22 protein-coding genes are annotated in these 23,890 nt (G+C 72.4%); 11 read left to right on the top strand and 11 right to left on the bottom strand.

The window, feature by feature from the left end; translation table 11 throughout:
• Position 1 precedes the first annotated feature (1 nt).
• The 8 genes from KME79_RS17395 to KME79_RS17360 form a co-directional block, all read right to left on the bottom strand.
• Positions 2 to 1,783: an ABC transporter ATP-binding protein gene (locus KME79_RS17395; RefSeq protein ID WP_219545314.1), complete on the bottom strand. Its 1,782-nt coding sequence runs from the start codon at positions 1,781 to 1,783 to the stop codon at positions 2 to 4.
• On the bottom strand, positions 1,780 to 3,465 hold the full coding sequence (locus KME79_RS17390; protein ID WP_219545313.1) for an ABC transporter ATP-binding protein: 1,686 nt from the start codon (positions 3,463 to 3,465) through the stop codon (positions 1,780 to 1,782). Before KME79_RS17390 ends, KME79_RS17395 begins: the two co-directional genes overlap by 4 nt.
• Positions 3,466 to 3,473: 8 nt before the next feature.
• Positions 3,474 to 3,701 (bottom strand): MbtH family protein, encoded by a 228-nt coding sequence (locus KME79_RS17385; RefSeq protein ID WP_148033141.1) that lies wholly within the window; start codon positions 3,699 to 3,701, stop codon positions 3,474 to 3,476.
• Positions 3,676 to 4,494, bottom strand: a complete 819-nt coding sequence (locus tag KME79_RS17380) for an ABC transporter ATP-binding protein (RefSeq protein ID WP_219545312.1) — start codon at positions 4,492 to 4,494, stop codon at positions 3,676 to 3,678. Before KME79_RS17380 ends, KME79_RS17385 begins: the two co-directional genes overlap by 26 nt.
• Positions 4,491 to 5,546: a FecCD family ABC transporter permease gene (locus KME79_RS17375; RefSeq protein ID WP_308248947.1), complete on the bottom strand. Its 1,056-nt coding sequence runs from the start codon at positions 5,544 to 5,546 to the stop codon at positions 4,491 to 4,493. The genes KME79_RS17380 and KME79_RS17375 overlap by 4 nt, the downstream gene beginning before the upstream one ends.
• Positions 5,543 to 6,598 (bottom strand): FecCD family ABC transporter permease, encoded by a 1,056-nt coding sequence (locus tag KME79_RS17370; RefSeq protein WP_308248946.1) that lies wholly within the window; start codon positions 6,596 to 6,598, stop codon positions 5,543 to 5,545. Before KME79_RS17370 ends, KME79_RS17375 begins: the two co-directional genes overlap by 4 nt.
• Positions 6,598 to 7,932, bottom strand: coding sequence for a lysine N(6)-hydroxylase/L-ornithine N(5)-oxygenase family protein (locus KME79_RS17365; protein ID WP_219545311.1), 1,335 nt, complete (start codon positions 7,930 to 7,932; stop codon positions 6,598 to 6,600). The genes KME79_RS17370 and KME79_RS17365 overlap by 1 nt, the downstream gene beginning before the upstream one ends.
• Before the next feature lie 78 nt (positions 7,933 to 8,010).
• Positions 8,011 to 9,588: a hypothetical protein gene (locus KME79_RS17360; RefSeq protein ID WP_219545310.1), complete on the bottom strand. Its 1,578-nt coding sequence runs from the start codon at positions 9,586 to 9,588 to the stop codon at positions 8,011 to 8,013.
• Between the two features lie 323 nt (positions 9,589 to 9,911).
• Here KME79_RS17360 and KME79_RS17355 point away from each other — a divergent pair, with 323 nt between their 5' ends.
• The 7 genes from KME79_RS17355 to KME79_RS17325 all read left to right on the top strand — a co-directional run bounded on the left by KME79_RS17355 (position 9,912) and on the right by KME79_RS17325 (position 16,380).
• Positions 9,912 to 11,489: a gamma-glutamyltransferase family protein gene (locus KME79_RS17355; protein WP_219545309.1), complete on the top strand. Its 1,578-nt coding sequence runs from the start codon at positions 9,912 to 9,914 to the stop codon at positions 11,487 to 11,489.
• A gap of 79 nt (positions 11,490 to 11,568) precedes the next feature.
• A complete protein-coding gene (locus KME79_RS46330) occupies positions 11,569 to 12,174 on the top strand; it encodes a Rid family hydrolase (RefSeq protein ID WP_219545308.1) in 606 nt (201 codons plus the stop codon).
• Positions 12,171 to 13,628 carry an aldehyde dehydrogenase family protein gene (locus KME79_RS17345; RefSeq protein ID WP_219545307.1) on the top strand — a complete coding sequence of 486 codons (1,458 nt, stop codon included), beginning with the start codon at positions 12,171 to 12,173 and terminating at the stop codon, positions 13,626 to 13,628. The genes KME79_RS46330 and KME79_RS17345 overlap by 4 nt, the downstream gene beginning before the upstream one ends.
• A gap of 117 nt (positions 13,629 to 13,745) precedes the next feature.
• Positions 13,746 to 14,462 carry an iron-containing redox enzyme family protein gene (locus tag KME79_RS17340; RefSeq protein WP_148033148.1) on the top strand — a complete coding sequence of 239 codons (717 nt, stop codon included), beginning with the start codon at positions 13,746 to 13,748 and terminating at the stop codon, positions 14,460 to 14,462.
• Positions 14,459 to 14,803 carry a Rieske (2Fe-2S) protein gene (locus KME79_RS17335; protein WP_308248945.1) on the top strand — a complete coding sequence of 115 codons (345 nt, stop codon included), beginning with the start codon at positions 14,459 to 14,461 and terminating at the stop codon, positions 14,801 to 14,803. The genes KME79_RS17340 and KME79_RS17335 overlap by 4 nt, the downstream gene beginning before the upstream one ends.
• On the top strand, positions 14,800 to 16,008 hold the full coding sequence (locus KME79_RS17330; RefSeq protein ID WP_219545306.1) for an NAD(P)/FAD-dependent oxidoreductase: 1,209 nt from the start codon (positions 14,800 to 14,802) through the stop codon (positions 16,006 to 16,008). The genes KME79_RS17335 and KME79_RS17330 overlap by 4 nt, the downstream gene beginning before the upstream one ends.
• A 9-nt stretch (positions 16,009 to 16,017) precedes the next feature.
• Positions 16,018 to 16,380 carry a Rieske (2Fe-2S) protein gene (locus KME79_RS17325; protein WP_219545305.1) on the top strand — a complete coding sequence of 121 codons (363 nt, stop codon included), beginning with the start codon at positions 16,018 to 16,020 and terminating at the stop codon, positions 16,378 to 16,380.
• 4 nt (positions 16,381 to 16,384) lie between these two features.
• Here the strand turns inward: KME79_RS17325 and KME79_RS17320 are convergent, their stop codons facing one another.
• Positions 16,385 to 18,175 carry a helix-turn-helix domain-containing protein gene (locus tag KME79_RS17320; RefSeq protein WP_219545304.1) on the bottom strand — a complete coding sequence of 597 codons (1,791 nt, stop codon included), beginning with the start codon at positions 18,173 to 18,175 and terminating at the stop codon, positions 16,385 to 16,387.
• 256 nt (positions 18,176 to 18,431) lie between these two features.
• On the opposite strand from KME79_RS17320, the gene KME79_RS17315 reads away from it, so the two are divergent.
• The gene (locus tag KME79_RS17315; protein WP_219545303.1) at positions 18,432 to 18,911 is read left to right on the top strand and encodes a GlcG/HbpS family heme-binding protein; all 480 of its coding nucleotides are present in this window, start codon (positions 18,432 to 18,434) and stop codon (positions 18,909 to 18,911) included.
• A gap of 90 nt (positions 18,912 to 19,001) precedes the next feature.
• Here the strand turns inward: KME79_RS17315 and KME79_RS17310 are convergent, their stop codons facing one another.
• Together KME79_RS17310 and KME79_RS17305 are read right to left on the bottom strand one after the other, a co-directional pair.
• Positions 19,002 to 19,967, bottom strand: coding sequence for a LamG domain-containing protein (locus KME79_RS17310; protein WP_219545302.1), 966 nt, complete (start codon positions 19,965 to 19,967; stop codon positions 19,002 to 19,004).
• Positions 19,964 to 20,869: an RHS repeat domain-containing protein gene (locus KME79_RS17305; RefSeq protein WP_219545301.1), complete on the bottom strand. Its 906-nt coding sequence runs from the start codon at positions 20,867 to 20,869 to the stop codon at positions 19,964 to 19,966. Before KME79_RS17305 ends, KME79_RS17310 begins: the two co-directional genes overlap by 4 nt.
• A 267-nt stretch (positions 20,870 to 21,136) precedes the next feature.
• On the opposite strand from KME79_RS17305, the gene KME79_RS17300 reads away from it, so the two are divergent.
• The 3 genes from KME79_RS17300 to KME79_RS17290 all read left to right on the top strand — a co-directional run bounded on the left by KME79_RS17300 (position 21,137) and on the right by KME79_RS17290 (position 23,827).
• The gene (locus KME79_RS17300) at positions 21,137 to 21,502 is read left to right on the top strand and encodes a MerR family transcriptional regulator (RefSeq protein ID WP_219545300.1); all 366 of its coding nucleotides are present in this window, start codon (positions 21,137 to 21,139) and stop codon (positions 21,500 to 21,502) included.
• A gap of 46 nt (positions 21,503 to 21,548) precedes the next feature.
• Positions 21,549 to 22,562 carry an NADPH:quinone oxidoreductase family protein gene (locus tag KME79_RS17295; protein WP_219545299.1) on the top strand — a complete coding sequence of 338 codons (1,014 nt, stop codon included), beginning with the start codon at positions 21,549 to 21,551 and terminating at the stop codon, positions 22,560 to 22,562.
• A gap of 371 nt (positions 22,563 to 22,933) precedes the next feature.
• A complete protein-coding gene (locus KME79_RS17290; RefSeq protein ID WP_219545298.1) occupies positions 22,934 to 23,827 on the top strand; it encodes a hypothetical protein in 894 nt (297 codons plus the stop codon).
• Positions 23,828 to 23,890 lie beyond the last annotated feature (63 nt).

Genomic DNA, 23,890 nt, shown 5'->3' with positions numbered 1-23,890 from the left:
CCTAACGTGATGACGACGTGGGGGTGCGCGCCTCCCAGGCACGCCAGAGCTCCGCGTACCGGCCGCCCGCGGCGACGAGCTCCCGGTGCCCGCCCTCTTCGACGATCCGGCCGTGCTCCAGGACGACCACCCGGTCGGCGGAGGCGGCCTGGGTCAGGCGGTGGGCGACGATCAGGGTGGTGCGTCCGCGCGTGGCCGCGACGGCGGACTCCTCCAGCTTGCGGGCGCCGAGGCTGCCGGCCTCGGCGGTGGCCTCGTCGAGGATGGCGATCGGGGGGTCGGCGAGGATCAGGCGGGCGAGGGCGAGCTGCTGGACCTGGGCGGTGGTGAGCTCGTGCCCGCCCTCGCCGACCACCGTGCCGAGGCCGTCGGGCAGGTCCTTCGCCCAGTCCAGGGCGCCGACGGCGGCGAGCGCGGCGGCGGCCTCCTGCGGCGAGGCGTCCGGCCGCGCCAGGCGCAGGTCCTCGATGAGCGGTCCGGCGAAGACGTGGACCTCCTGGGTGATGATCGCGACATGCTCGCGCAGGCTCCCGGGCGGGAGCGCCGCTCCTCCGACGCGTACGGAGCCGCTGCCGGGCGTGAGGATGCCCGCGGCGATCGCCGCGATGGTGGACTTGCCCGCGCCCGTCGATCCGACCAGCGCGACCCGCGAGCCGGCCGGCAGGCTGATGGAGACGCCGTGCAACACCTCGGGGGCGCCGTCGTAACGGAAGTGCACGTCCGCCAGCTCAAGGGACGCGTCTGCCGGCTCTCCCGTCCCGTCGCGGGGCTCCTCCGCGGGGGCGAGGTCGATGACGCCGACGAGCCTGGCCAGGCTCGCCGCCGCCGCCTGCACCTCGTCGAAGGTGAACAGCAGCATGCCGATGGGGTTGAACAGGCGGTGGAACAGGACCGCCGCCGCCGCGCTCTCGCCGACGGTCACGTGCCCCTGGCGGACGAGGAGGAAGCCGGTGACGAGGATCGCGGCCAGGCCGAAGAACTCCGAGCGGTTGACGCGTCCGACGAACCGGGTGAACAGCGTGAAGACCGACACCGAGATGTCGCGCACCTCGTGCGAGGCATTCCCGATGCCGTGCAGGCGCCGCTGCTCCAGCCGGTAGGCGTGCACGGTGCGGACGCCCTGCATGCTCTCCACCAGCAGTTGCGAGTTGTCCGCCACCGCGCGCCGCTCCTCGGCGTACTTCGGCGCGGCGCGTGGCAGGTACCAGCGCAGCGCCATCACGTACAGCGGGATCGCGACCGCGCCGGCGAGCCCGAGCCGCCAGTCGAGCCCGGCCATCGCGGCGACGCTCACCACGACCAGCAGGAACGCGGAGATCATCGTGGGCATCACGTTGGAGGCCGCCTTGCCGATCGCGGCCGTGTCGGTGCTGACCCGTGACAGCAGGTCGCCCTTGCCGACCCGTTCCAGGGTGGTGACGGGGAGGGAGAGCGCGCGGGCCACCGTGCTTTCCCGCAGGTCGGCGAGCATCTGCTCGCACAATCGGCTGATCAGGTACGTGCCGGGCCCGGCGGCGAGGCCGCCGACGAGCGCCCCCACGAGGATCACCGCGGCGACGGGGACGATCGCCGAGCCGGGAGCCTGCTCGGTGACGAGGTCGACGAGCCTGCCGAGCGCGTACACGGGCACCACCGACGCGGCGGCGCCCACGGCGCCCACCAGCACGGCGAGCGCCCCGGCCCGCCACCGCCCGCGCAGCTCCGCCCGCAGCCACGCCCATGTCCTGCGCGCGTCCGCGACGGGCAGCCGCTCCGGGCCCGTCGTCTGGTCGGAGGCCGTCATCTCAGCACCGCCCGGTTGTAGTCGTCGTCCGTCACGGCCAGGTCGGCGTGGGTTCCCTCGGCGGTGACCCGGCCGCCGTCGAGGACCACGACCCGGTCCGTCATGGCGAGCAGCGCCGGGCTGCTCGTCACCACCACGGTGGTGAGCTCCCCGGTGCCGCGCAGCGCGCGCAGGCCCCGGGCGATCTCGTGCTCGGTCACCGCGTCGACGGCGGTGGTGGGGTCGTGCATCACGAGGATCGGCGGGCGGGCCATCAGCGCGCGGGCGAGCGCGAGCCGCTGCCGCTGCCCGCCGGAGAGGCTGGCGCCGCGCTCGGCGACCAGGTGGGCGAGGCCGTCGGGATGGGCGGAGACGACCTGGCCGGCCGCGGACGCCTCCAGCGCGGCCTCGTCCAGCGGCCCGCCCGCGGTGACGTTCTCCTCGACGGTCCCGGTGAACAGGTCGGTGAGGTGGGGTTCCACCAGCATCACCCGGCGGGCGTCAGCGGGCGCGAGCCGCGACAGGTGCGCGCCGCCGACGAGCACGCCGCCTTCGTACTCCTCCGGCGCCACCTGTCCGGAGAGGATCTTGACGAGCGCCTCACCATCGGCGGCGCGGTGGGGCACCACGCCGACGAACTCGCCCGGCCGCACCCGCAGGTCGACCCCGTCCAGCGGGCCGTACCTGAGCGTCCGCAGCTCCAGGCCGGACGGGCCCGCGACCTCCTCCGTACCCTCGGGGAGCAGCGGCTCGGCGTCCAGGACGCCGGCGACGCGGTCGGCGGAGGCCCTGGCCTCGGCCACCCAGCCGGGGACGACCGCGAGCAGGCCGATGGGCTCCATCAGGAACTGCGCGAGGCCGATGACGGTGATGAGCTCGCCGACGGTGATCCGCCCGTTGAGCGCGAACCACCCGGCCAGGATCGCGACGCCGCACGCCAGCAACGCGCCGCTGGACATGGAGGCGGACAGGTAGCCGCCCTGGGTGCGGGCCGCGCGCAGCGCCGCCCGCAGGGAGCGCCTGCTGACCTCGTCGTAGCGGCGGGCCGCCGCGCCCTCGGCGCCGATGCCGCGCAGCGGGCGCACCCCGCTGACCACGTTGGCCGCCAGGGACGTGGCCTCGCCCGCGAGCTCCTGCTGCTCGGCCACCCGCCTGGTGATCAGCGGGGTGGCGGCCTGGAGGGCGACGAGCACGACGGGCGTGCCGATCAGCACGGCCAGCCCGAGCTGCACGTCGATCACGAGCAGCGCGACGGCGCTCACCGCGGTCGCGGTCACCGCTCCGGCGACGCGCGGCACGTAGTCGAGCAGGTAGGAGGTGTTGTCGGTGTCGTTGACGGCCACGGTGAGCAGGTCGCCGGCCCGCCGGTCTGTCCTGATCCCGCGCGGGTGCAGGATCTTCGAGGCGACCTCGACGCGCAGGGTGTGCGCCTCGTCGGCGATGGCGATCATCAGCTGGCGGGCGCCGAAGCGGTAGCACATGGTCAGCGCGGTGAACAGCGCGGCCATGGCCGCCACCCACAGCAGGAGCGCGCCGCCGTCGCCCGGCCCGATGGCCTGGTCGACGATGACCCCGATGAGGATCGGCACCAGCGACTCGCACACCTGGTGCAGGCTGATCAGGCCGGTGCCGGCGCCCAGGCGGCGCCGGTTGCGGGTCACCGCGCGCCAGAGGACGCGGCGCCCGGTGACGGGGCGGGTCATGGGTCGGGTCACTGCTCGGCGGCCATGCTCTCGCGCAGGCTCCTCGGCCGCAGGTCCGTCCAGTGCTCCTCGACGTAGTCGACGCATTCCTGGCGTCTGCTCCGGCCTTCCCCGCCGAAGACGACGCGCCAGCCCTGTGGCACCTCCTTGAACGTGGGCCAGAGGGAGTGCTGCTCCTCGTCGTTGATCAGCACGTAGAAGGTGCCGTCCTCATCGTCGAAGGGGTTGTCGGACATCGTTTCTCCTGTTCGCGTGGTGGGAGCGGGGGATGACGAGCGGGGTGTTGGTCTCCGGGTCGTCGATGATCCGGCAGGGCAGCCCGAACACGTCCTCGATCAGCTCGGCGGTGACGATCGCCTTGGGGTCGCCCTGGGCCACGACGGCGCCCGCCTTCATCGCGACGATGTGGTCGGCGTACCGGCAGGCCTGGTTGAGGTCGTGCAGGACGGCCACCATGGTGTTGCGCTGCTCCCGGTTCAGCCGGAGGCAGAGGTCGAGCAGCTCGATCTGGTGGGCGATGTCGAGGAAGGTGGTCGGCTCGTCCAGCAGCATGATGGGGGTCTCCTGGGCGAGCACCATCGCCACCCAGACCCGCTGGCGCTGGCCGCCGGAGAGCGTGTCGACGAGCCGTCCCGACAGGTCGGTGACGCCGGTGGCCGCCATCGCGTTCACCACGGCGGCCTCGTCCCGCTCCGACCACTGCCGCAGCAGCTTCTGGTGCGGGTGGCGGCCGCGCGCCACCAGGTCGGCCACGGTGATGCCGTCCGGGGCGATCGACGTCTGCGGCAGCAGGCCGAGCCGCCTGGCGACCTCCTTGGCCGGGTACGCGTGGATGTCCTCGCCGTCGAGCACGACCTGCCCGGCGGACGGCCTGAGCAGCCGGGCCAGCGCCCGCAGCAGGGTGGACTTGCCGCAGGCGTTCGGCCCGACGATCACGGTGAGCCGGCCGTCCGGTATCTCCAGGTCGAGGTGCTCGCTGATCGGCCGCTGGTCGTAGCCGAGCGTGAGGTCCCTGGCGCTCAGTCTCACGGTGCCGCCTTCCGCATCGGCCTGGCCAGGAGCCAGGCGAAGTAGAGCCCGCCGAGCGACACCGTCACCACGCCCACGGGAAGCTGGGTGGGCGCGAACAGCCGCTGGCCGAGCCAGTCGCTCGTGGTCAGCAGCAGCGCGCCCATCACGGCCGACGGCGCCAGGGCGACGCCCGCCGTACGGGTGAGCAGCCGGGCCAGTTGCGGGGCGGCGAGCGCGACGAACGAGATCGGCCCCGCGGCGGCGGTGGCCACGGCGGTCAGCGCGACGCCGATGACGAGGTAGAGCAGCCGGGTCCGTTCGGTGCGCACGCCGAGAGCGGCGGCGGACTCCTCGCCCATGGCCAGCAGCGACAGGCGCGGCCCGAGAGCCAGCAGGCCCGCGGTGAGCAGCGCGACCGCGACGGCCACGGGCGGGACCTGTTCCCACGTGACCGTGTTGAGGCTGCCCTGCCCCCAGATGGCGGCGGCGACGGCGAGCTGCAGCTGGACCTTGATGACGAACCACTGGTTCACCGAGGCGAGGATCGCGCTGATCGCGATGCCCACGACGATGAGCCGGAACCCGTGGACGCCGTGCCGGTAGGCCAGCAGGTAGACCACCGCGGCCGCCAGGAGTCCCCCGGCCAGCGCGCCGGCCGCGGTCTGGTGGTAGTCGCGGCCCACCAGCAGCATCGTGACCAGCACCCCGGTGTAGGCGCCGGTGTTGAAGCCGATCACGTCCGGGCTGCCGAGCGGGTTGCGCAGCAGCGACTGGAAGACGGCGCCGCTCAGCCCGAGCGCCGCGCCGACGAGCAGGGCAAGCAGCACGCGCGGCAGCCGCCACTCGACGACCACCAGCCGCGTCGCGCCGGAGCCCTGCCCGGCCAGCGCCCCGATCACCTCGCCAGGCGGCACCTCGAACTCGCCGGTGCCCAGCCCGAGCACGGCGACCGCAAGGGCGGTCAGGCCGAGCCCGGCGCAGACGAGCGCGGTACGCGCGCCGAACCGGACCGACAGCGGGCCGGGTCCCCGCGCGACCACGACCCGGTGGCCGAAGTCCACCCCGTTCACCGGCCGCTCACCGCTCTCCGCCTGATCAGCCAGATCAGGACCGGCGCGCCCAGGAACGCGGTGACGATGCCCGCCTGCAGCTCCGCCGGACGGATCAGCATCCGCCCGGCGATGTCCGCGCCGAGCAGCAGGATCGGCGCGCAGATCATCGTGTACGCGAGGATCCAGCGCTGGTCGGGCCCGACGATCCGGCGGACGGCGTGCGGCACCATCAGGCCCACGAATCCGATCGGCCCCACGGCCGCGGTCGCCGCCCCGGTCAGCAGCGTCACCGAGAGCACCGACAGCACGCGCGTCCTGACGACCCCTGCGCCGAGCGTGCGGGCGAGGTCGTCGCCCAGCGCGACGGCGTTCAGCGAGCGGGCCGCGGCCAGCGCCAGGCCCAGGCCGAGCACGACGAACGGGGCGACGGCCACGGCGATCTGCGCCGGCCGTCCGGCGAGCGTGCCGACGTCCCAGAAGCGCAGGTAGTCGAAGGCCCTCGGCTTCACCAGCCGGATCCCGGCCGAGGCGCCCGACATGACCGCGCCGAGCGCGACGCCCGCCAGCGTCAGCCGGAGCGGCGTCGCGCCGCCGCGCCCGATCGAGCCGAGCGCGTAGACGAGGACCGTGGCGAAGGCCACCCCGGCGAACGCGAACCACACGTACGACCAGATGCCGGTGAGCCCCAGCACGCCGATCGCGAACACCACGAAGAGCGCCGCGCCGGCGTTCATCCCGAGGATCTGCGTGTCGGCCAGCGGGTTGCGGGTCACGGCCTGGAGCACCGCCCCGGAGACGCCGAGCGCGGCCCCCGCCAGCAGGCCGAGCAGCGTCCTCGGCACGCGCAGCTCGCGGACGATCACGTGTTCTTCCGTGCCGGCGAAGTGCGCGAACGCGTCCCAGACCGTGCCGAGGGCGATGGTCCTGGTGCCGGCGGCGACGCTGAGGACGCACGTGGCGGCCAGCGCCGCCACGAGCAGGAGCAGGACGCCGCTCCGGCCGGCGTCGCCCGCGGCGAGGCCGGCCGGCCGTTGCGCGGAGACGCCCGGCCGGCCCTCGGCGACGACCACTAGGTCGCCGCCCTGGCCCGCGGCGTGCGGTGGGCGAGCAGCGAGTCGCGGATCTCCCCGGCCCGGATCGCGGTGGTGGACAGGAGCGTCGAGGTGAGGCCGTGGGTGTGCTCGCCCGCCCCCTGGAGGTAGATGCCGGCCGACACGTTCGGGGGCGTCAGTACGCGGTAGTCGCGGCCGATCCTGACCTCGTCCTCCTCGTCGCGGAGGCAGAGCTTGGCGGCCCGGCCGAGCACGGCGCCGATGTCCTGGGGCCGGTAGCCGGTGGCGTGGACGAGCAGGTCGGCCTCGATCACCTCGCGGGCGCCGGTGGGCAGGAACTCCACCTCGACGCGGAGCCGGTCGTCCAGCGCGCGCACCTCGCGGATGCGCGAGGCGCGCAGCAGGCGCAGCCGCTCGCTGCCCCGGACCTTCTCCCGGTAGACGGTCCGGTAGAGGGACTCGATGAGGTCCATGTCCACCACCGAGTAGTTCGTGCTCCGGTGGTAGTCGAGCAGGGACTGCTTGACCTGGGGCGGGGCGCCGAAGTAGGTGTCGACGGCGGCCGGGTCGAAGATCTGGTTGGCGAAGGGGCTGTCGTCGGCGGGGGTGTAGCCGTACTTGGCGAAGACGGCGCAGATCTCCGCCTGGTCGAAGGTGCGGTGCAGGTAGTCGGCCGTCTCGGCGGCGCTCTGGCCCGCCCCGAGCACCAGGGCCCTGCGCACCCGGGTCCCGGCTTCCTGGAGCGCGGTCACGCGGGGCAGCAGTTCGCTGTTGTGCCACACCCGGTCGGAGACGACGGTCCCCGGCGGCAGGTGCGGCTCCAGGCCGGTGGCGACGCAGAGGTTGCGCGCGCGGCGGATGAAGGTGCGCTCCGGACGCTCCGGATCGCGGACGATCACGTCGAACGCGTGGACCTCACCGCCCTCCCCGGTCACCGGCTCGACGGACACCACCTCCGCCGAGTACTCGACCAGGTCGCGCATCCGCGCGGCGGCCCACTCGAAGTAGGCGTGGAACTCGATGCGTAACGGGAAGAGCGTCTTGTGGTTGAGGAAGTCCACCAGCCTGCCGCTCTGCTTGAGGAAGCAGAGGAAGCTGAAGTCGCTGGCCGGGTCGCGCATGGTGACCAGGTCTTTCAAGAAGGACACCTGCATGGTCGCGTCGTCGAGGAGCATCCCCCTGTGCCAGCCGAAGTCGTGCTGCTTCTCCAGGAATCCGACGCGGAGCCGCTCGCTCTCCGGGACCCGCGTGTTGTGCTCGGCCAGCGCGATCGCCAGCGCGAGGTTGGATGGGCCGAAGCCGATTCCCAGGATGTCGTAGGTGCCGTCCGGTCCGCTCAGCAGTGTCTCCACCGAGGCATCGCCTCCCTCTGCCGGACATGCTAGATAAGGTTAGCCTAACCTTGCAAGAACCGGAGAGGGAGGCGGCCATCAGAAGATCAGCACGGCCACCAGCGTGGAGGCCAGCAGTCCCAGCATCACCGGCAGGAACGCCTTCCGTGCCAGGTCCAGCACCGAGACGCGGGCGAAGCCCGCGACCGCGATGAGCGAGGACCAGGCGATGAGCACGCCGCCGCCGGCCCAGATGGCGCCCATCTGGCCGACGGCCGCCAGGGTGGCCGGGTCGACGCCCGCGGCGGGTCCCAGCGCCCCCGACAGCGAGCCGGTCAGCGGCAGGCCGGAGAACCCGGAACCGTCGAGGCCGGTGATCATGCCGATGACGAGCAGGGCGAAGGCCATGAAGAAGGCGTTGGACGGGATCGCGCCCTGCGCGGCGCTCACCAGTTCGAACAGGAAGCTCGGCGCCTCGGCGCCCTCCTCCAGGCCCATGATCCGGCCGGCGAAGTCGCCGTTGCCGATGAAGAAGAAGCCGGCGATCGGCAGCACGATGCCCATCGCCTTCATCGAGAACACCAGGCCGTCCACGACGTGCTCGGCGCACGCCTCCAGGCTGCCCCGGGCGTCCTTGGTGATCGAGGCGGCCAGCAGCAGGAGCGCGACCACGCCGCCGACGAGGGCGGCGGCGTCCGAGCCCACCGTCTCGGGGACGAGGCCGGTGAACTTGCCGAGCAGCATGTAGCCGACCACGGCGAGCAGGACGAGCGGCACGATGACGGCGAAGGCCCTGGAGCGCCCCGCCCCGGCGCCCTCCCCGGGAGGGCCGCCGTGGCCCGGCCCGCCGTCCTGGGGGGCGGGCGCGACGGCCACCGTGGCGCCGGCCGCGGTCATCTCCACCGGCCCGGCGGCCGTGTGCGCCACCGGCACGCTGCTCCCGGCGGGCTGGGGAACGCCGTTCTGGGCGCCGGTCTCCTGGACGGTCCCGGCGGCGCTCGTGGAGAGCGCCTCCCACGCCTGTAAATGGGTCATGCTCGGCCGCAGGATGTGCTTGCGGTTCATGACGTAGACGAGGACCAGCGCGACGCCGCCGGTGATGAGGGACAGCACCATGGCGCGGTCGGCCACCACGCTCGCCTCGACTCCGGCGGCGGTGGCCGACAGGCCGGGGGCGACCTGCATGACGTAGTCGCTCGACAGCGCCATTCCCTGACCCGCGATGGCCATGGCCAGGGCGGACTGCAAGGGCGGCAGCCCTGCCCTGATGGCCGCGGGCAGCAGGATCGCGCCGATGAGCGGCACGGCGGGGGTGGGCCAGAAGAACAGGCTGATGACGTAGGTCACCGCCGCCATCACCCAGAAGGCGGTGTGCCCGTTGCGCATGACCACCCGGAAGGGCTCGACCATGCGCCGGTCGGCGCCCAGCGACTTCAGCGCGCCGAGCAGCGCGGTCACCAGGGCGATGATGAGGAAGATGTTGAAGAGTTCGGCGGCGGCCGTGAGGCTGGCGCCGAAGACGGACCGGAACCCGGAGACGAGGTCTCCCGTGTATGCCCAGGCGGTGAGGAAAGTGGCGGCGACGGCGGGGATGACGATGTTCTTGCGGGCGATCATCACGCCGATGATCACTGCCATTCCCGCCAGGTAGATCCAGTGAGCGGCACCCAGTTCCATGGCACCTCCCTTTCGGTACGGCATGGCGTACCAAAGCTGCGAACTGTTGCACAGAATGTCCTGGGTCGGCCCGAGGCGAACAATGAGGAAACTGCACATTAAGCGCCCGGCTGTTTGTGCAGCGTGCCGATGCGACGGCAGCCCGGAACCGGCTCACGCCCGCGTCGCCGCGCCGGGGGTCGCTTCCCTGGATGTGCAGGACGCCCAAGTTCCGCACGCCGAATCCAACACTTCCTCCATATCCGGACATTGCGGACAGGCAGACACTGTGGTTCGTGCGTTCAGAACGACAGGACTGGCAGGACCCTCCACGGGGACCGGCGGTGTCGGCAGGAGGGATGGTGGCCTCCAGCCATCCCGCCGTCAGCCTCAGCGGGGTGCGCGTGCTCCAGGACGGCGGCAACGCCGTGGACGCGGTCCTCGCGATGGCCGCGATGAGCTGGCTGGCGCTGCCGGGTCAGTGCGGCGTGGGCGGGGACGCCTTCGCCCTGCTGCGGCGCCCGGACGGCGCGGTGGTCTCCTTCTCCGGCAGCGGATACGGTCCCGACGGGGGCGCCGCGGACTTCTACCGGGCGCGCGGGCTGACCGCCATCCCCATGGAGGGGCCGCTGGCGGTGGCCGCGCCCGGCGCGATGGCGGCTCTGGCCGCGCTGCACGGCGCCGGCGCCACCCGGAGCCTGGCCGAGCTCTGGGCCCCCGCGATCGCCGCCGCGCAGGGCGGGCTGCGCTGCACCGCCAAGACCAGGGCCGACATCCTGGAACACCGTGACGCCCTGGCCGCCGATCCCGGGACCACGGCGGTGTTCCTGCCCGGCGGCGCCGTGCCGGCCGTGGGCGCCCCGATCGTCCAGGCGGAGCTGGCCGCCACGCTGCGCCGCCTCGCCGGCGACCCCGGTGACCTCTACACGGGAGAGCTGGCGGAGCGGGCCGTGTCCGCGCTGGCCGCCGCCGGCGCGCCGTTCTCCGGGATGGAGTGGGCCGAGACGGGGAAGGTCGTGCCGGGCCCGGCCCTGACCGGGCGCTACCGGGGCATGGACGTCCACCAGACCCCGCCGCCCTCCCCCGGATGGATGGTGCTCCAGCAGGCGGGGATCTGCGACGGCACGCTGGCGGAGCTGCCCTGGCTGTCGGCCGAGGCGGTGCACTGGGCGGCGGGCGCGGCGCGGTTCGCGTTCGCCGACCGGCTGGCCCGCTGCGGCGACGGCGACGACGCGTGGCGGGAGCTGCTGACGCCTCGGGAGATCGCCGCCCGCCGGTCGCTGCTCGCCGCCGGGCGGCTGCCCGCCCCGGTTGCCCCGCCGGTGCCGGCGGCGGGCGACACCACCTCGGTGGTGGCCGTGGACGGCGACGGGCGCGCGGTGAGCCTGATCCACTCGCTCGCCTTCACGTTCGGCGCCCGGGTCACGGTGCCCGGCACCGGCGTGGTGCTGAACAACCGGCTGGGCCGGGGGGCGTACCTCCGGGACGGGCACCCCAACGAGGTGGCCCCCCGCCGCCGCCCGCTGCACACGCTGAACGCCTGGCTGGTCACCGACGACGCGGGGCGGCTGCGGCACGCGGGGAACACGCCCGGCGGCGACGGCCAGGTGCAGTGGAACACGCAACTGCTGTCACACCTCCTCGACCACGGGGCGAACCCCGCGCGGGCGGTGGGCGCCCCCCGGTTCACCGTGCATCCCGGCAGCGACGCCGACACCCTGGGCAGCCCGTACGAGCTGCGGTGCGAGACCCGGCTGGGGCGGCGGACGCTGGCCCGGCTCGCCGGGCTGGGGCACGAGGTCCGGACGCAGGGCGCGTGGGGGGCGGGCGGCAGCGCCCTGGTGATCTCGATCGACGAGGAGTCCGGCGCGCTGCTCGGCGCGGCGGATCCGCGACAGGACGGAGTGGCTCTCGGTGTCTGAGACCGACATGAGTACGGGCGGAGCGGTCCCGGAAGGGCTTCCCGAGGTGCCGTGCCCGCGCGGGGCCTACGCTGCCGCGGTGAGCCAGCCGCACCCGCTGTGTCTGGGACGCGGGTACGTGCCCTGCTCGGCGCTGGTGGTGAGCGCCGGGATGACGCCCAGGCGCGACGGCACGCTCACCGTGACCGGCCTGGTCGGCGGCGAGGTCGATACGGCCGCGGCCGCCGAGGCGGCCGGGCTGGCCGCGCGCAACGCCCTGGCCGCGGTGGCGGACGCGGCGGGCGGGCTCGACCGGCTGCGCGGGCTGCTCCGGCTGAGCGTCTTCATCGCCTGCGTGGACGGGTTCACGGAGCTGTCGGCGGTGGCGGACGGCGCGTCCGCCGCGCTGGCCCGTACGGCACCGGCGCTCGGCACCCCCGCCCGCACAGCGGTAGGCGTACGGGCCCTGCCAGGCGGCGCCCCCGTGGAGATCGAACTGACCGCAGCAGCCCAACACCCCCCGACCACGCACAACGCCGCACCCGACATCCCCATCACGGAGGACACCGCACCCGCCGCCCCGATCCCGCGAGACGCCGCACCCGACACCTCCACCGCGCAAGACACCGCACCCACCGCCCTCATCCCGCAAAACGCCACACCCGACGCGCTTTCCCGGCGTGTGCCCGAGGGGGTGCGCCGGTGAGCGCGTACGAGGGTCGCAACCTGATCGGGGGCCGGTGGGTGCCCGCGCTTTCGGGTGAGACGTTCACCCGCCGCAACCCGGCGGACGTCGACGACGTGGTGGGCGCGTTCCCCGACTCTTCCGCCGCCGACGTGGACGCCGCCGTGGCGGCGGTGGCCGGGGGCGCGGCGGAGTGGGCCGCCACGCCGGCCGAGACCCGGGCGAGGGTCCTGGAGAAGGCCGCCGACCTGCTGGAGGCCCGGGCCGCCGAACTGGCCGCGGAGATCGTACGGGAAGAGGGCAAGACGCTGGCCGAGGCGTCGGTGGAGACCCGCCGGACGCCGATGAACCTGCGCTTCCACGCCGCCGAGGCGGTGCGGATGAGCGGTCAGACCTACGCCGCCCCCGGCAGCGCCCTGGTCTACACCTGGCGGGAGCCGGTCGGCGTGGTCGGCGCGATCACGCCGTGGAACTTCCCGCTCAACATCCCGTCCAGGAAGCTCGGTCCCGCGCTCGCCGCAGGGAACGGCGTGGTGTTCAAGCCCTCGCCGCTCACCCCGCTGACGGCGCAGCGGCTGGTGGAGGCGCTGCTCGCGGCCGGGCTGCCGGCGCGCGCACTGGCGCTGGTGCACGGCGGCCCCGAGCCGGGCGCGGCGCTGGCCGGCGACCCCAGGGTGGGAGCGGTGACGTTCACCGGATCCACCGCGACCGGCCGCGCCGTGCACGCCGCCGCCGGCCCGTCCCGCCGGGTCCAGCTGGAGATGGGCGGCAAGAACCCGGTGGTCGTGCTGCCCGACGCGGATCTCGACCGGGCCGCTCAGATCATCGCGACCGGGGCGTTCGGGCTCAGCGGCCAGGCGTGCACCGGCACCAGCCTGGTGATCGCGCTCGGCGAGGTGTACGAGCCGCTGCTGGAGCGGGTGGCGAAGCTGGCCGGGGAACGCACCGTCGGCGACGGCCGGGCGCCGGGCGTGGACATGGGCCCGCTCGCCGCGGACTTCCAGCTCGCCAAGGTGCTCGACCACGTGCGCGCCGGCCAGGAGGAGGGCGCGGAGCTCGTCACCGGGGGCCGCAGGCTCACCGGTGACGGCCTGGAGCGCGGGTTCTTCGTGTCCCCGGCGGTGTTCGCGGGGGTGCGGCCGGACATGCGGCTGGCCCGCGAGGAGATCTTCGGGCCGGTCCTGGCGTTCCAGCGGGCCGCCGACTTCGAAGAGGCCCTCGCGCTGGCCGACGCCACCGAGTACGGCCTGGCCTCCGGCATCGTCACCCGGGATCTCGGCCGGGCCCTGGACTTCGCCAGGCGCAGCCGTACCGGGCTGGTGAAGGTCAACCAGCCGACCACCGGCATGGCGATGAACGTGCCCTTCGGCGGGCTCAAGGAGTCCGGGACGCAGACCTTCAAGGAGCAGGCCGGGCCCACGATGATGCTCTTCTACACACAGGAGAAAAGTGTTTATCTGTCCGCGCTCGAATGAGCCGTGCAACGTGCACACGAAATCGGCGGTTCCCTGTGCCGGTTGACCGTACGAAACGAACCACGAAATTCCTACTGTGAGACGAGAAAAGCCGTCTCGGGGAAAGGGAGACCGGAAATGCCGGAACTGCTGTCGCGGGATGATTTCCGCTCGGCCCTGGAGAACGCGATCAAGGGCCGGCAGGCCTCGAAAGCGAACTTCAGCGTCGCCTGGGCGGAGGGCAAGCTCAAGCGGGAGCATTTCGCCCGCTGGGCCGAGAACCACTACCACTATGTCGGCCCGTTCGCCGACTACCTCGCCTACGTCTACGCCAACACCCCCGACCAGTACACCGGCGCCAAGGACTTCACCCTGCAGAACATGTACGAGGAGGAGCTGGCCGACATCCGGCACACCGATCTGCTCATCAAGTTCGCGGAGGCGTGCGGCACCACCCGGGAGCGGGTGGAGGACCCGGACAACGCGAACCCGATCACCCGCGGCCTGCAGTCGTGGTGCTACGCGGTCGCCATGCGCGAGCACTTCGTGGTGGCCACCGCCGCGCTGGTCGTCGGCCTGGAGTCGCAGGTGCCGAACATCTACCGCAAGCAGATCGTCCCCCTGCGCGAGGTCTACGGCTTCAGCGAGGACGAGATCGAGTTCTTCGACCTGCACATCACCTCCGACGAGGTGCACGGCGAGCGCGGCTACCAGATCGTGCTCGACCACGCCGACACGCCGGAGCTGCAGCAGCGGTGCCTGCGGATGTGCCGGTGGGGCGCCGAGATGCGCTACTCGTACACGCAGGGCCTGTACGACCACTACGTCCGGCCGGACCTCGTGGCCGCGGAGTGAGCACGCCGGCCGAGTGGGTGGAGGTCGCCTCGCTCCGCGAGCTGGAGCGGCGCAACCGCAAGCTGGTCACGGTGGGCGCCGAGCCGATCGCGCTCTTCCTGGTGGACGGCGAGGTGTACGCGCTGGCCGACACCTGCGTGCACAAGCGGCGTTCGCTCAGCAAGGGCACGCTGCTGCACGGCAGGGTGATCTGCCCGGGCCACCAGTGGTCTTTCGACCCGCGCACCGGTGAGGCCGACGGGCAGGACCGGTGCCAGCCGGTGCACGCCGTACGGGTCGACGACGGCGTGGTCTACGTGGACCCGCGGCCGCGGGCGCTGACGCCGGAGGAGAGCCGATGATCCGGTCGGTGCTGGTGGCCGGGGCCGGGCAGACGGCCGCCGTGGCGGCCCGGACGCTGCGGCGGCTGGGCTTCGATGGCCGTGTCACGCTCGTCGGCGCCGAGCCGGAACCGCCCTACCAGCGCCCGCCGCTGTCGAAGGAGTACCTGGCGGGCGAGGAGGACCGGGCAGGGCTGGACCTGCTGACCGCGGGATGGTGCGCGGCCAACGAGGTGGAGCTGCTGCTGGGCACCGCGGTGACCGCCGTGCGCGGCGCGGACCGCGCCGTGGAGCTCGCCGACGGCTCCACGGCCGCGGCCGACGCGCTGCTGATCGCCACCGGGGGGCGGCCGCGCGCGCTGCCGGGGGTGGCCGGCGACCGGGTACGGTACCTGCGCACCGTGGCCGACGCCGACCGGCTCCGCGCCGACCTGCGGCCCGGGGCCCGCGTCGTGGTGGTCGGAGCCGGGTTCATCGGCTCCGAGGTGGCCTCCACGGCGCGGGCCAGGGGCGCGGCGGTGACCGTGATCGAGCGCCTGGACCACCCGCTCGGGCAGGTGCTCGGCGAGGAGATGGGCGCCGTGTGCGCCGCGCTGCTCCGCGCGGGCGGGGTGACGCTGCGCACCGGGGAGAGCGTCGTGGAGTACGCCGAGACGCCGGACGTCGCCGCCGTGCGGACCAGCGCCGGCCGGATCGTCGAGGGCGACGTGGTGGTGGTGGGCGTCGGCATGGTGCCCAACGTCGAACCGCTCGCCGGCTCGGGCATCGACCTGGACGACGGGGTCCTGACCGACGAGTACTGCCGGACGAACGTGCCGGGCGTCTACGCCGCCGGCGACGTCGCCCGCGCCTTCCATCCCCTGGCCGGCAGGCCGGTGCGGGTGGAGCACTTCGACAACGCCAGCGGCCAGGGCGCCGCGGCGGCCAGGAACATCCTCGGCCGCGACGTCCCGTACACGACCCCGCACTGGTTCTGGTCGGAGCAGTTCGGCCGCGACCTGCAGTACGCGGGACACGCCGAGGGCTGGGACGAGCTGGTCGTGCGCGGCTCGGCCGAGGAGTTCGACTTCGTCGCCTTCTACCTGCGCAAGGGTGTGCTCAAGGCCGCCTTCGGGATGGACCGGGGCGCCGAGGTGTCCGCGGCCCGGCAGCTCATGGCGGCCGGGGCCGCACCCGACCCCGCCGCGCTCCGCGACGAGGACACCGACCTGATCGACCTGCTCTGAGGAGAGACCATGGAATACCGCCGTGTCGCACGGTCCGGGCAGGTGCCCGACGGGCTCGTACGCAGATTCTTCGTGGACGAGGTGGAGGTCGCCGTGGCGCGCTGGGACGGCCGGGTCCACGCCATGTCCAACTACTGCACCCACCTGGACTGCCTGCTCTCCTCCGGCCGGGCCACCGAGGAGGGGCTGCTCTGCTCCTGCCACGGCAGCGTCTTCGACTACGAGTCAGGCGAGCCGATCCTGCCGCCCGCGACGCGTCCCATCAGGGTGTATCCGGTGCGCGAGGAGAACGGCGAGATCTTCGTGCTGCTTCCCGACGACGCCAAGGAGCAGGACGGGCCCAGGCGCCGGCGGCAGGCCGCCCAGGGCTGAGCCGTCAGGGGGCCTCGACGGAGTCGACGGGCGGGGACAACTCGTCGGAGAGCGCGCCGGTGACCGCCGCGAGAGTGTCGATGTGGTGCGCGAGCCAGACCATGAACTGGGCGTCGGCCGACCGGATGTCCATCCGCAGCGCCCTGGAGGCCCGGTCCAGTTTGTACAGCATGGTGTTGCGGTGCAGCTTCAGCGTCCGGGCGGCGGCGTTCAGGTTGCCCGCGGACCTGATGTAGGCGAGCACCACCTGCTCCAGGTCGCCGGTCTGGCTGTGCACGCGGCGCAGCGCGTCCAGGATCTCCCTGGCGAACGCCCGCCCCTCGACGCTGGCCGCCACGTCCTTCAGCGCGGCGTGGACGCGCAGGTCGTCGTACCCGCACACGGGGGCGGCGCCGGTGTGCCGGGCCAGCCCCATCGCCACCCGCGCCTCGTAGTAGCTGGCCGCCACCCCCGCCGCGCCCCGGCCCGCGCGCCCGTGGGTCAGCCGCAGGTCGTCCCCCAGGTGAGGGCGGAGTGCCCGGTGCAGCTGCCCGGCGAACTGCGCCACGGACGCCTGCCCGGCCAGCGCGTCCCCGGTGACCTGCCGGATGACCACGATGAAGGGGCCGATCGCGGCGGCCAGCGTCCGCTGGGTGTCCGAGGGCTCGACCACCTGGACCATGCGGGTCACGGCCCCCGCCCGGCGCTGGTCGCGCCGGCCGGCCGGCAGCAGGGCGCCCGCCGTCAGCACGTGCACCGCGTAGCGGCCCTCCGGGTCGAAGCCGTGGTGGCGGGCGCGGGCCTCCAGCTCGTGCGGGTCGGCGAAGCGGCCGTGCACGAGCGACTCGACGAAGTCGCCCCTGGCCTGCTCCTCGGCGGCCCGCACCGAACGCTGGCGTAACATCTCCGAGCCGGTCAGGGTGGCCCCGTGCTCGGCGATGACCCGGTGCTGGGCCAGGTCGTGGGCGTCCGGCGGCCAGACGTTCTCCACGAGCACCAGCCTGCCGTACAGGTCGCCGCCCACCACGATGGGCGCGATCAGGACGCGGACCGGGTCGTCCAGCTCGCCTTCGCGCAGGTTGAGCTCCGTCAGCGTCCGGGCGCAGTCGTCGCTCTCCCGCAGGTCGGGCAGGCGTTCGGCGATGAGGTCGGCGATCCTGGCCGGTTCGGCGGCCAGACCGGCGGCGCCCGGCTCGAAGCCCGCGCAGACGAGGGTCTCGCCGTCGGCGTCCATGACCAGGACCGGGCAGCGGGCGAGCCCGGCGACCGCCCGCGCCATGGCCGGGATTCCCGACCCCCTGGCCAGCACCTCGGCCAGCGTGCGGTGCACCCGCGAACCGTACTCCAGCACATGAGAGGTCTGGGCCAGGGCCTTCTGCCCCACCAGACGGCTCACCGCACGGTAGTCGGCCTCCGCCGGCAGCACGAGCAGCGGGATGCGCGCCTCTTCAGCCGCCCGCGCGGCCCTGGTCAGGTCCGGGACGCGGCCCTCGGGAGACGGCCAGACCAGCAGCGCGACGGCGTCCCTGCGGGCGAGGTCGGCGACCAGCGCGCACGCCTCGTCCGGCTCGGCCAGCGCGTCCGCGGGCAGGTGGACGACCATGCCGGAGAGGTCCGGCGAGGACACCGGCCCGGCCTCCCCCAGCTCGGACAGCGGCAGGCACCAGGACGCGCTCCGGCTCAGCCCGGCCGTGCCCGCGATGACCCGGCCGCGCAGCAGAGGTTCGGCCAGAAGCGCTCGCAGGGAGATCTGCCCACTGGGGTCACGGTCCTGGGCATCGATCAGGTCGACACTGCTGGAGGACGTCTGTGCCATGTGCCCAAATCCTGTCTCGCCGGTTCGGCAGTGTGTACGTAGCCGTGGGCCACCGGCCCTCGGAGACTGACGGTGTCAACGGAGTCGCCGCGAGTCACGGGTGAGGAGGGAGGACGGATTTCCCTCATTTTCCATTTCGGGGGAACGGAAGGCAATAGCCCGATGTCAGGGACCGCGGGTCGCCGGTAAATGGCGTCGCGCCGCTTTCTCTTGTCAGACGGCCGGAATATTCATGCGGGCAGGAGCTGAAAAGGCAATGCACACGGTTTTCCGCCTCACCCTTGAGGACGCCCTCGTCATGCTGGAGGCCGCCGAACAGGAGGCCCGCCGCATCGGCGTCAAACAGACCATCTGCGTCGCCGACGACGGGGCCCATCCGATCGCCCTCCACCGGATGACCGGCGCCCGCCTCACCGGAGTGGAGATCGCGATCGCCAAAGCATTCACCGCGGCCGGCCACCAGCGCGACACCCACCTCTTCAACGAACCCCCGAACGGCCCCGCCCTGCCCGGCAACGAGGCCTTCGGCATCAGCCACATGCACCCCGGCAGGTTCGCCGTCTTCGTCGGCGGCTTCCCCATCGTGCACGAGGGCCAGGTGGTCGGCGCCGTGGGCGTGAGCGGCGGCAACGGCGAGCAGGACAAGGCGGTGGGCGCCGCGGCACTGCGCGCTTTCCGGGAGAAGGTGGCGGCTTCGGCCACGAATGACGGCGAACCGCCGCACGCCCCGGCTTGACCGGACCGGCGCCAAAAGGCACGCCCGATTCATTCTTACGCCGATTACAGATCCATTCTGTTTACCGATGATTCGCCATCTCACCCAAAGTCAGAAAGGAGAGTCCGACGGGAGTTCCGTGTAGCCCGCGAGCGTCTGGATCTGCTCCTGGGTGAGCACCCCGGAGAAGGCCCACACGTCGTCGATCACGCCAGACCAGTGCTCGCCCCAGGCACCCGCGGTCTTCGTACGGCCCAGTTGGAGCGGGCCGGTGGCGTCGAAGCCGATCGTGTGCCAGCGAGCCGAAACCCGTTCCTCGGTCTCCTCAAGCCAGCCGTTGACATACAGCCGCAGGACGTCCGCGAAGGAGTCGTACACGATGGCCACATGGTCCCAGTCGAGCTGGCTCTGATAGGCGGAGTGCTCCGCCCGCTGAGCCACCGCGCCTGACGCGTCGGAGCCCGGCATCTCGACCTGCCAGCCGCCGGCGCCGTCCTGCCCGTCGGTGTTGAGCGTCCAGCGGCCGGAGAGCACGGGGTGACGGGTGAACAGGTCTGCGGCCTCCTCCGCACTGACCAGGCGGTCGTAGACCTGTACATCGTCGATCTCCCCGGGGAAGAAGTCCACTGCGGCGCTGTTGTGCTTCGCGCGGCCGATGGCCATCGGGCCGGTGGCGTTCCAGGTGACGGTGAAGGGCTTCTCCTCCTGCGGCACGCCGTTGACGTACAGGGTCGCCTTCTTCGCCACGGCGTCGTACACACCCAGCAGGTGGGTCCACTCCCCCACCTCGGGCGGGGCGAGCGACTTCACCCGGACCCCGCCCTGGACGGCGTCGGCGTTGGTCAGGCTGAACGACCAGCGGTTCTCGTCCTTGACGTACTGCAGGTAGAAGCCGCTGACCACGTCGCCGTCCTGGTTGACGACGGTGGCGAAGCCGTCGGTGTGGGCGAGCCTGACCCAGGCGCCCACCGCGTACGTCCTGGAGGTGTCGACGACCGATGCGGACGTCTCGGCATGGCCCGTCGAGCCGTCACCGCGCATCGCGGTCCCCACCTGACCGTCCACCCCCAGCGTCACGCCGCCGGCAGCGTCGTAGTCGAATGTCTCGGTGCGGGGGTTCGCGCCACCGGTCTGGGAGACCGAGCGGAGCTGGTGCCCCTGCCCTGCGGGCGCGTTGGCGTAGGACCTGACGGTGTCGGTCTCGCCGCCGGGCGTTGCAGCGCGTCGAACAGCTGCTGGGTGACGCGTCGGCCGCCGGAAGGAGTCAGGGTCCTGGTGGTGACGGCGCCGATCTTCCCCTCGGCGACCTGGTAGGCGTGCTCGATGTCGGGGGTGTCGGTGGTGGCGCGGCCCGGCAGCCAGACCTTGGTGAGTCGGCCGAGCGCGTCGTGGGTCAGGTTGGTGGTGCGGCCGGCGGGGTCGGTCCGTGCGGTGGCCCGGCCGTGGGCGGGGTCGAGGGTCTCGGTCGTGACGTGTGCGCTCGACGGGTCCCCAGGTGTGATGGGCGGTCCGGTGGTGACGGTCCGGGTGGTCAGTCCGGCCGTTTCGGTGTAGGCGGTCGTGGTCGTGTGGCCGGCCGCGTCCGTGACGGCCGTGACTCTGCCGTACGCGTCGTACGTCGTCCGGACGGAGGGCACGTACGTCGCCCCGGTGCCGTCGTGCGCCGCGATCTTCTCCACCCGGGTGGGGTCTCCCTTGCTCGGCGCGGCGCCGAACGCGCCCCCGTCGTAGAAGGTGCGGACGTCGGAGACGATCCCGTCCGGCCTGGCCGGGGTGGCGGAGCAGCGGGCGGCGACCGTCTCGACGCGGGCGGGCAGGTCGCGGATCCAGGCGGCGTCGTTGACGGCGTACGTGGTGGTGGTGCACAGGTCGTCGTCCTGGCGGGCGGTGTCGCCCTGGTCGTCGACCTCGGTCGGCAGGCCGGTCACGGTGTCGTGGGCGGTGTCGGTGCGGGTCTGCCGCCACCCGCCGCCGTCCATGGCGGTCCAGGTGCGGGTGGTGGCGACGCCGGTCAGGACCGCGGCTGAGGTGCCCCAGGAGCGGGTGCGGGAGGCGGTCTCGTGCTGCCAGGGGGTGTTGACGGTCTTGGTGTGGACGGTCCGGTCACCACCTGCGCGCGCGTCGACAGCCCTAATGCCGCATCAGGCGACGTTCGCCCTGTTGTGACGTGCGCTGATCCCGGCGCGGTGCACTTCGTCGTGGTGATCGCTGGAAGACCGCGGTGCTCCTGGGTGTTGTCTCCGAGTGTGAAGATCAGCGAAGCCTCCAGGGTGAGCGGTGTGAGTGTGAGATCGCTGCGGCACTACGAGGATGAGGGCTTGATCGTCCCTGGCCGATTCAGCAATGGGTTCCGCGACTACTGCCAGTCCACGATCGACCGGGTGCTCATCATCCGCTCGCTGCTGGAGTCCGGGCTGCCCGTTCGGTTGATCAGGGAAGTCCTGCCCGGCCTCACCGACGGATCCGATGACGGCACCGACGTGGTGTGCGCCGAGTTCCTGCACGAGGTGCAGGGCTATCGCGATCGGCTCGCCGCGCGCATCGCGATTCTCAGCGATCAGCAGGCGGCACTCGACGCCTACCTTCGAGAAGCCTGCCGCACTGATCTCTGACAGCTACTTGACCCTGACGTAAGTGTGAGGCTCCTACCTTCGGCGCATGGAGATCAACGAGCAGCACACCGCTGAGCAGTGGGTACGAGCGCTGGTCCAGCGGTCGCACCGGGGACCGGAGGATCTGACCCTCACGGCCGATCATCGCCGCCCCACCCCAGGGCCCGGCGAGTACCTGATCCGCGTGGGCGCCGCCGGGGTCAACTTCGCTGACGTCATGCAGACCCGTGGAACTTACGGAGGAGGCCCGCAGGCGCCCTATGTGGCGGGTTTCGAGGCCGCCGGGGAGATCGTGGGTGTTGGCCCGAACGTTGAGAGGCCACTGCGGCTCGGCACCCGCGTCGTCGGAGCCGGCCCCGGCGCATTCTCGCAGTACATGACGATGCCGACTGCGGGTGTGCTGCCCGTGCCTTCCGGCTGGAGCGATGCCGAAGCCCTCGGCCTGGTGCTGAACTGGGCTACCGCCTTGGCGGCACTGAAGCCGTTGGGCGAGATCAAGACGGGTGAGGTGGTGCTCGTTCATGCCGCGGCCGGAGGCGTGGGGCAGGCCGCCGTTCGTCTCGCCCGCCACTACGGTGCACGCGTGATCGCCACGGCGTCACCAGCGAAGCACAACACCGTCGAAGCGCTCGGCGCCGACGAGATCCTCGACAGCCGGCGTCCCGATCTGGCTGAGGCGATCACCCGCCTGACCGGCGGGGTCGACCTGGTCCTGGAATCGGTGGGACAGGCCACGTTCAAAACCAGCCTCTCGGTCACCAAACCCTTCACCGGACGCGTCATCGTGTTCGGCGCCGCTTCCGGCGACGCCACCCTGACCACGCACGACCTGGTCTTCACCCACCAGGTTCAAGTCAAGGGCCTGCACATCGGTGCGCTGGCGACCGCGGCCCCGTCGATCTATCAGTCGTTGCTCGTCGAGATCGACGCTCTCATCGCCCACGGTGTGTACACGCCCGGCACCCCCCAGGTTCACCCCCTGGCTGCGGGGGCGACGGTGCTGCGGGAACTCGAAGCCGGCCGGACCCGCGGCAAGCACGCCCTCGATCCGTGGCGCTAGTCGTGCCGCGTCCGGCAACCTCCGCCCTGTTCACGACCTCGCGGAGCCGTTCGTCGGCGGCATGCTTGCTCCGCCAGATGATGTACCGGCGGAACATGCCGCCCTGCTCCTTATGGCCGGCGCTGCCGATGACGGAGGGAAAGGCGCATAGGGAGAATGGTTTCAGCCTTTCCCCGTGAGTGAGGATCCCGTTGTTCGCGAGACGGCTCGATTGAGGTAGTACGCACGAAAGCGGCGGTCCGGTTCACTTCCATGCCATTAACCGGCGTAGTCCGATTAACTGCGAAAAGTCATCTCACAATGGGGCAATGACCGACCCTCGACAGCCTCATCCGGACGACCCCTGGGCCTCTCGGCCACAGCGGCCACCGATGCGACACGGGCGGCAGCCGTCCCCCGATCACGCGTTCCCCCGGCCCGACTTCGGACAGTGGGACAACACCGGTCAGACCCGGGGAACCGGCCACCGGAACCACGGCCCGCAGGACCAGTTCGACCCTCGGGCCTGGCAGGACGGGTTCGGCATGAACCTGCCTCCGTATGACCCGCCGCCCAGGCGCAACACCGGCCTGATCGTCGCGCTTTCCGTCGGCCTGGCCGTGATCCTGGTGGGCGGGGGCGTGGCCGGCGCGGCCTACTACGTCAACGCCTCCGGCTCCGCGCCCGCCGCCCAGCCGAGCACCGCGCCCTCGTTCCCCACGACGGCGCCCTGGCAGTCGGGCGAGCCGTCCGAGGAGCCCTCGCAGGAGCCGACCGCCGAGCCCGAACCGACAGCCGCGCCGGACGAGTCGGGGACGCGATTCGCGCACACCGAGTTCCAGGACTGGCGGTTCGAGTTCCAGGGCGTGCGTTACTCGGCCAAGAAAGTCGGCGGCTGGACGTACGACACGTGCGACCCGGTGGACGCCCGGGGTGTGCTGGCCGGGAACAAGTGTCAGCGCGCCATTCAGATCGCCTACACGGCCTACCGCGGACATGTGAAAGCGGTGCAGGTCATGATGGAGTTCCCGACGGCCGGCGCCGCCAAGGCCACCGCCAGAAAACTGCAGAAGCGGGCGGACAGTTCGGTCAACGTCCGCAGGGACATGACGCATGCCGACTTCGCCTACGGCATGATCCGTACGAACCCTTCGCAGAGGTACGTGGTCGCCACGATCGTCACCGCGGACAGGTCGGCCAAGGCCAAGGCAGAGAATTTCCACCTTTATCTGCACGCCTACGCGGCCAGCCGGCTCCTGCTGCGCGACGTGACCGTCACCACGTGATCCTCAGCGGCACTGTCGCCAAGTCATCCACAAGTCATACACAAGATCGATCCGTCACCATGT

The organism is Nonomuraea harbinensis, from assembly GCF_019396385.1.
Classification (GTDB): domain Bacteria; phylum Actinomycetota; class Actinomycetes; order Streptosporangiales; family Streptosporangiaceae; genus Nonomuraea; species Nonomuraea ferruginea.
This window is presented reverse-complemented; position numbering and strand designations above follow the sequence as displayed.

Excerpts from the sequence above, each read along its gene's own strand:
- KME79_RS17340 (WP_148033148.1), top strand. The coding sequence starts at position 13,746 with ATGCCGGAACTGCTGTCGCGGGATGATTTCCGCTCGGCCCTGGAGAAC.
- KME79_RS17325 (WP_219545305.1), top strand. The coding sequence starts at position 16,018 with ATGGAATACCGCCGTGTCGCACGGTCCGGGCAGGTGCCCGACGGGCTC.
- KME79_RS17315 (WP_219545303.1), top strand. The coding sequence starts at position 18,432 with ATGCACACGGTTTTCCGCCTCACCCTTGAGGACGCCCTCGTCATGCTG.
- KME79_RS17295 (WP_219545299.1), top strand. The coding sequence starts at position 21,549 with ATGGAGATCAACGAGCAGCACACCGCTGAGCAGTGGGTACGAGCGCTG.
- KME79_RS17330 (WP_219545306.1), top strand. The coding sequence starts at position 14,800 with ATGATCCGGTCGGTGCTGGTGGCCGGGGCCGGGCAGACGGCCGCCGTG.
- KME79_RS17305 (WP_219545301.1), bottom strand. The coding sequence starts at position 20,869 with ATGGACGGCGGCGGGTGGCGGCAGACCCGCACCGACACCGCCCACGAC.
- KME79_RS17290 (WP_219545298.1), top strand. The coding sequence starts at position 22,934 with ATGCGACACGGGCGGCAGCCGTCCCCCGATCACGCGTTCCCCCGGCCC.
- KME79_RS17385 (WP_148033141.1), bottom strand. The coding sequence starts at position 3,701 with ATGTCCGACAACCCCTTCGACGATGAGGACGGCACCTTCTACGTGCTG.
- KME79_RS17360 (WP_219545310.1), bottom strand. The coding sequence starts at position 9,588 with ATGGAACTGGGTGCCGCTCACTGGATCTACCTGGCGGGAATGGCAGTG.
- KME79_RS17390 (WP_219545313.1), bottom strand. The coding sequence starts at position 3,465 with ATGACCCGCCCCGTCACCGGGCGCCGCGTCCTCTGGCGCGCGGTGACC.
- KME79_RS17395 (WP_219545314.1), bottom strand. The coding sequence starts at position 1,783 with ATGACGGCCTCCGACCAGACGACGGGCCCGGAGCGGCTGCCCGTCGCG.
- KME79_RS17320 (WP_219545304.1), bottom strand. The coding sequence starts at position 18,175 with ATGGCACAGACGTCCTCCAGCAGTGTCGACCTGATCGATGCCCAGGAC.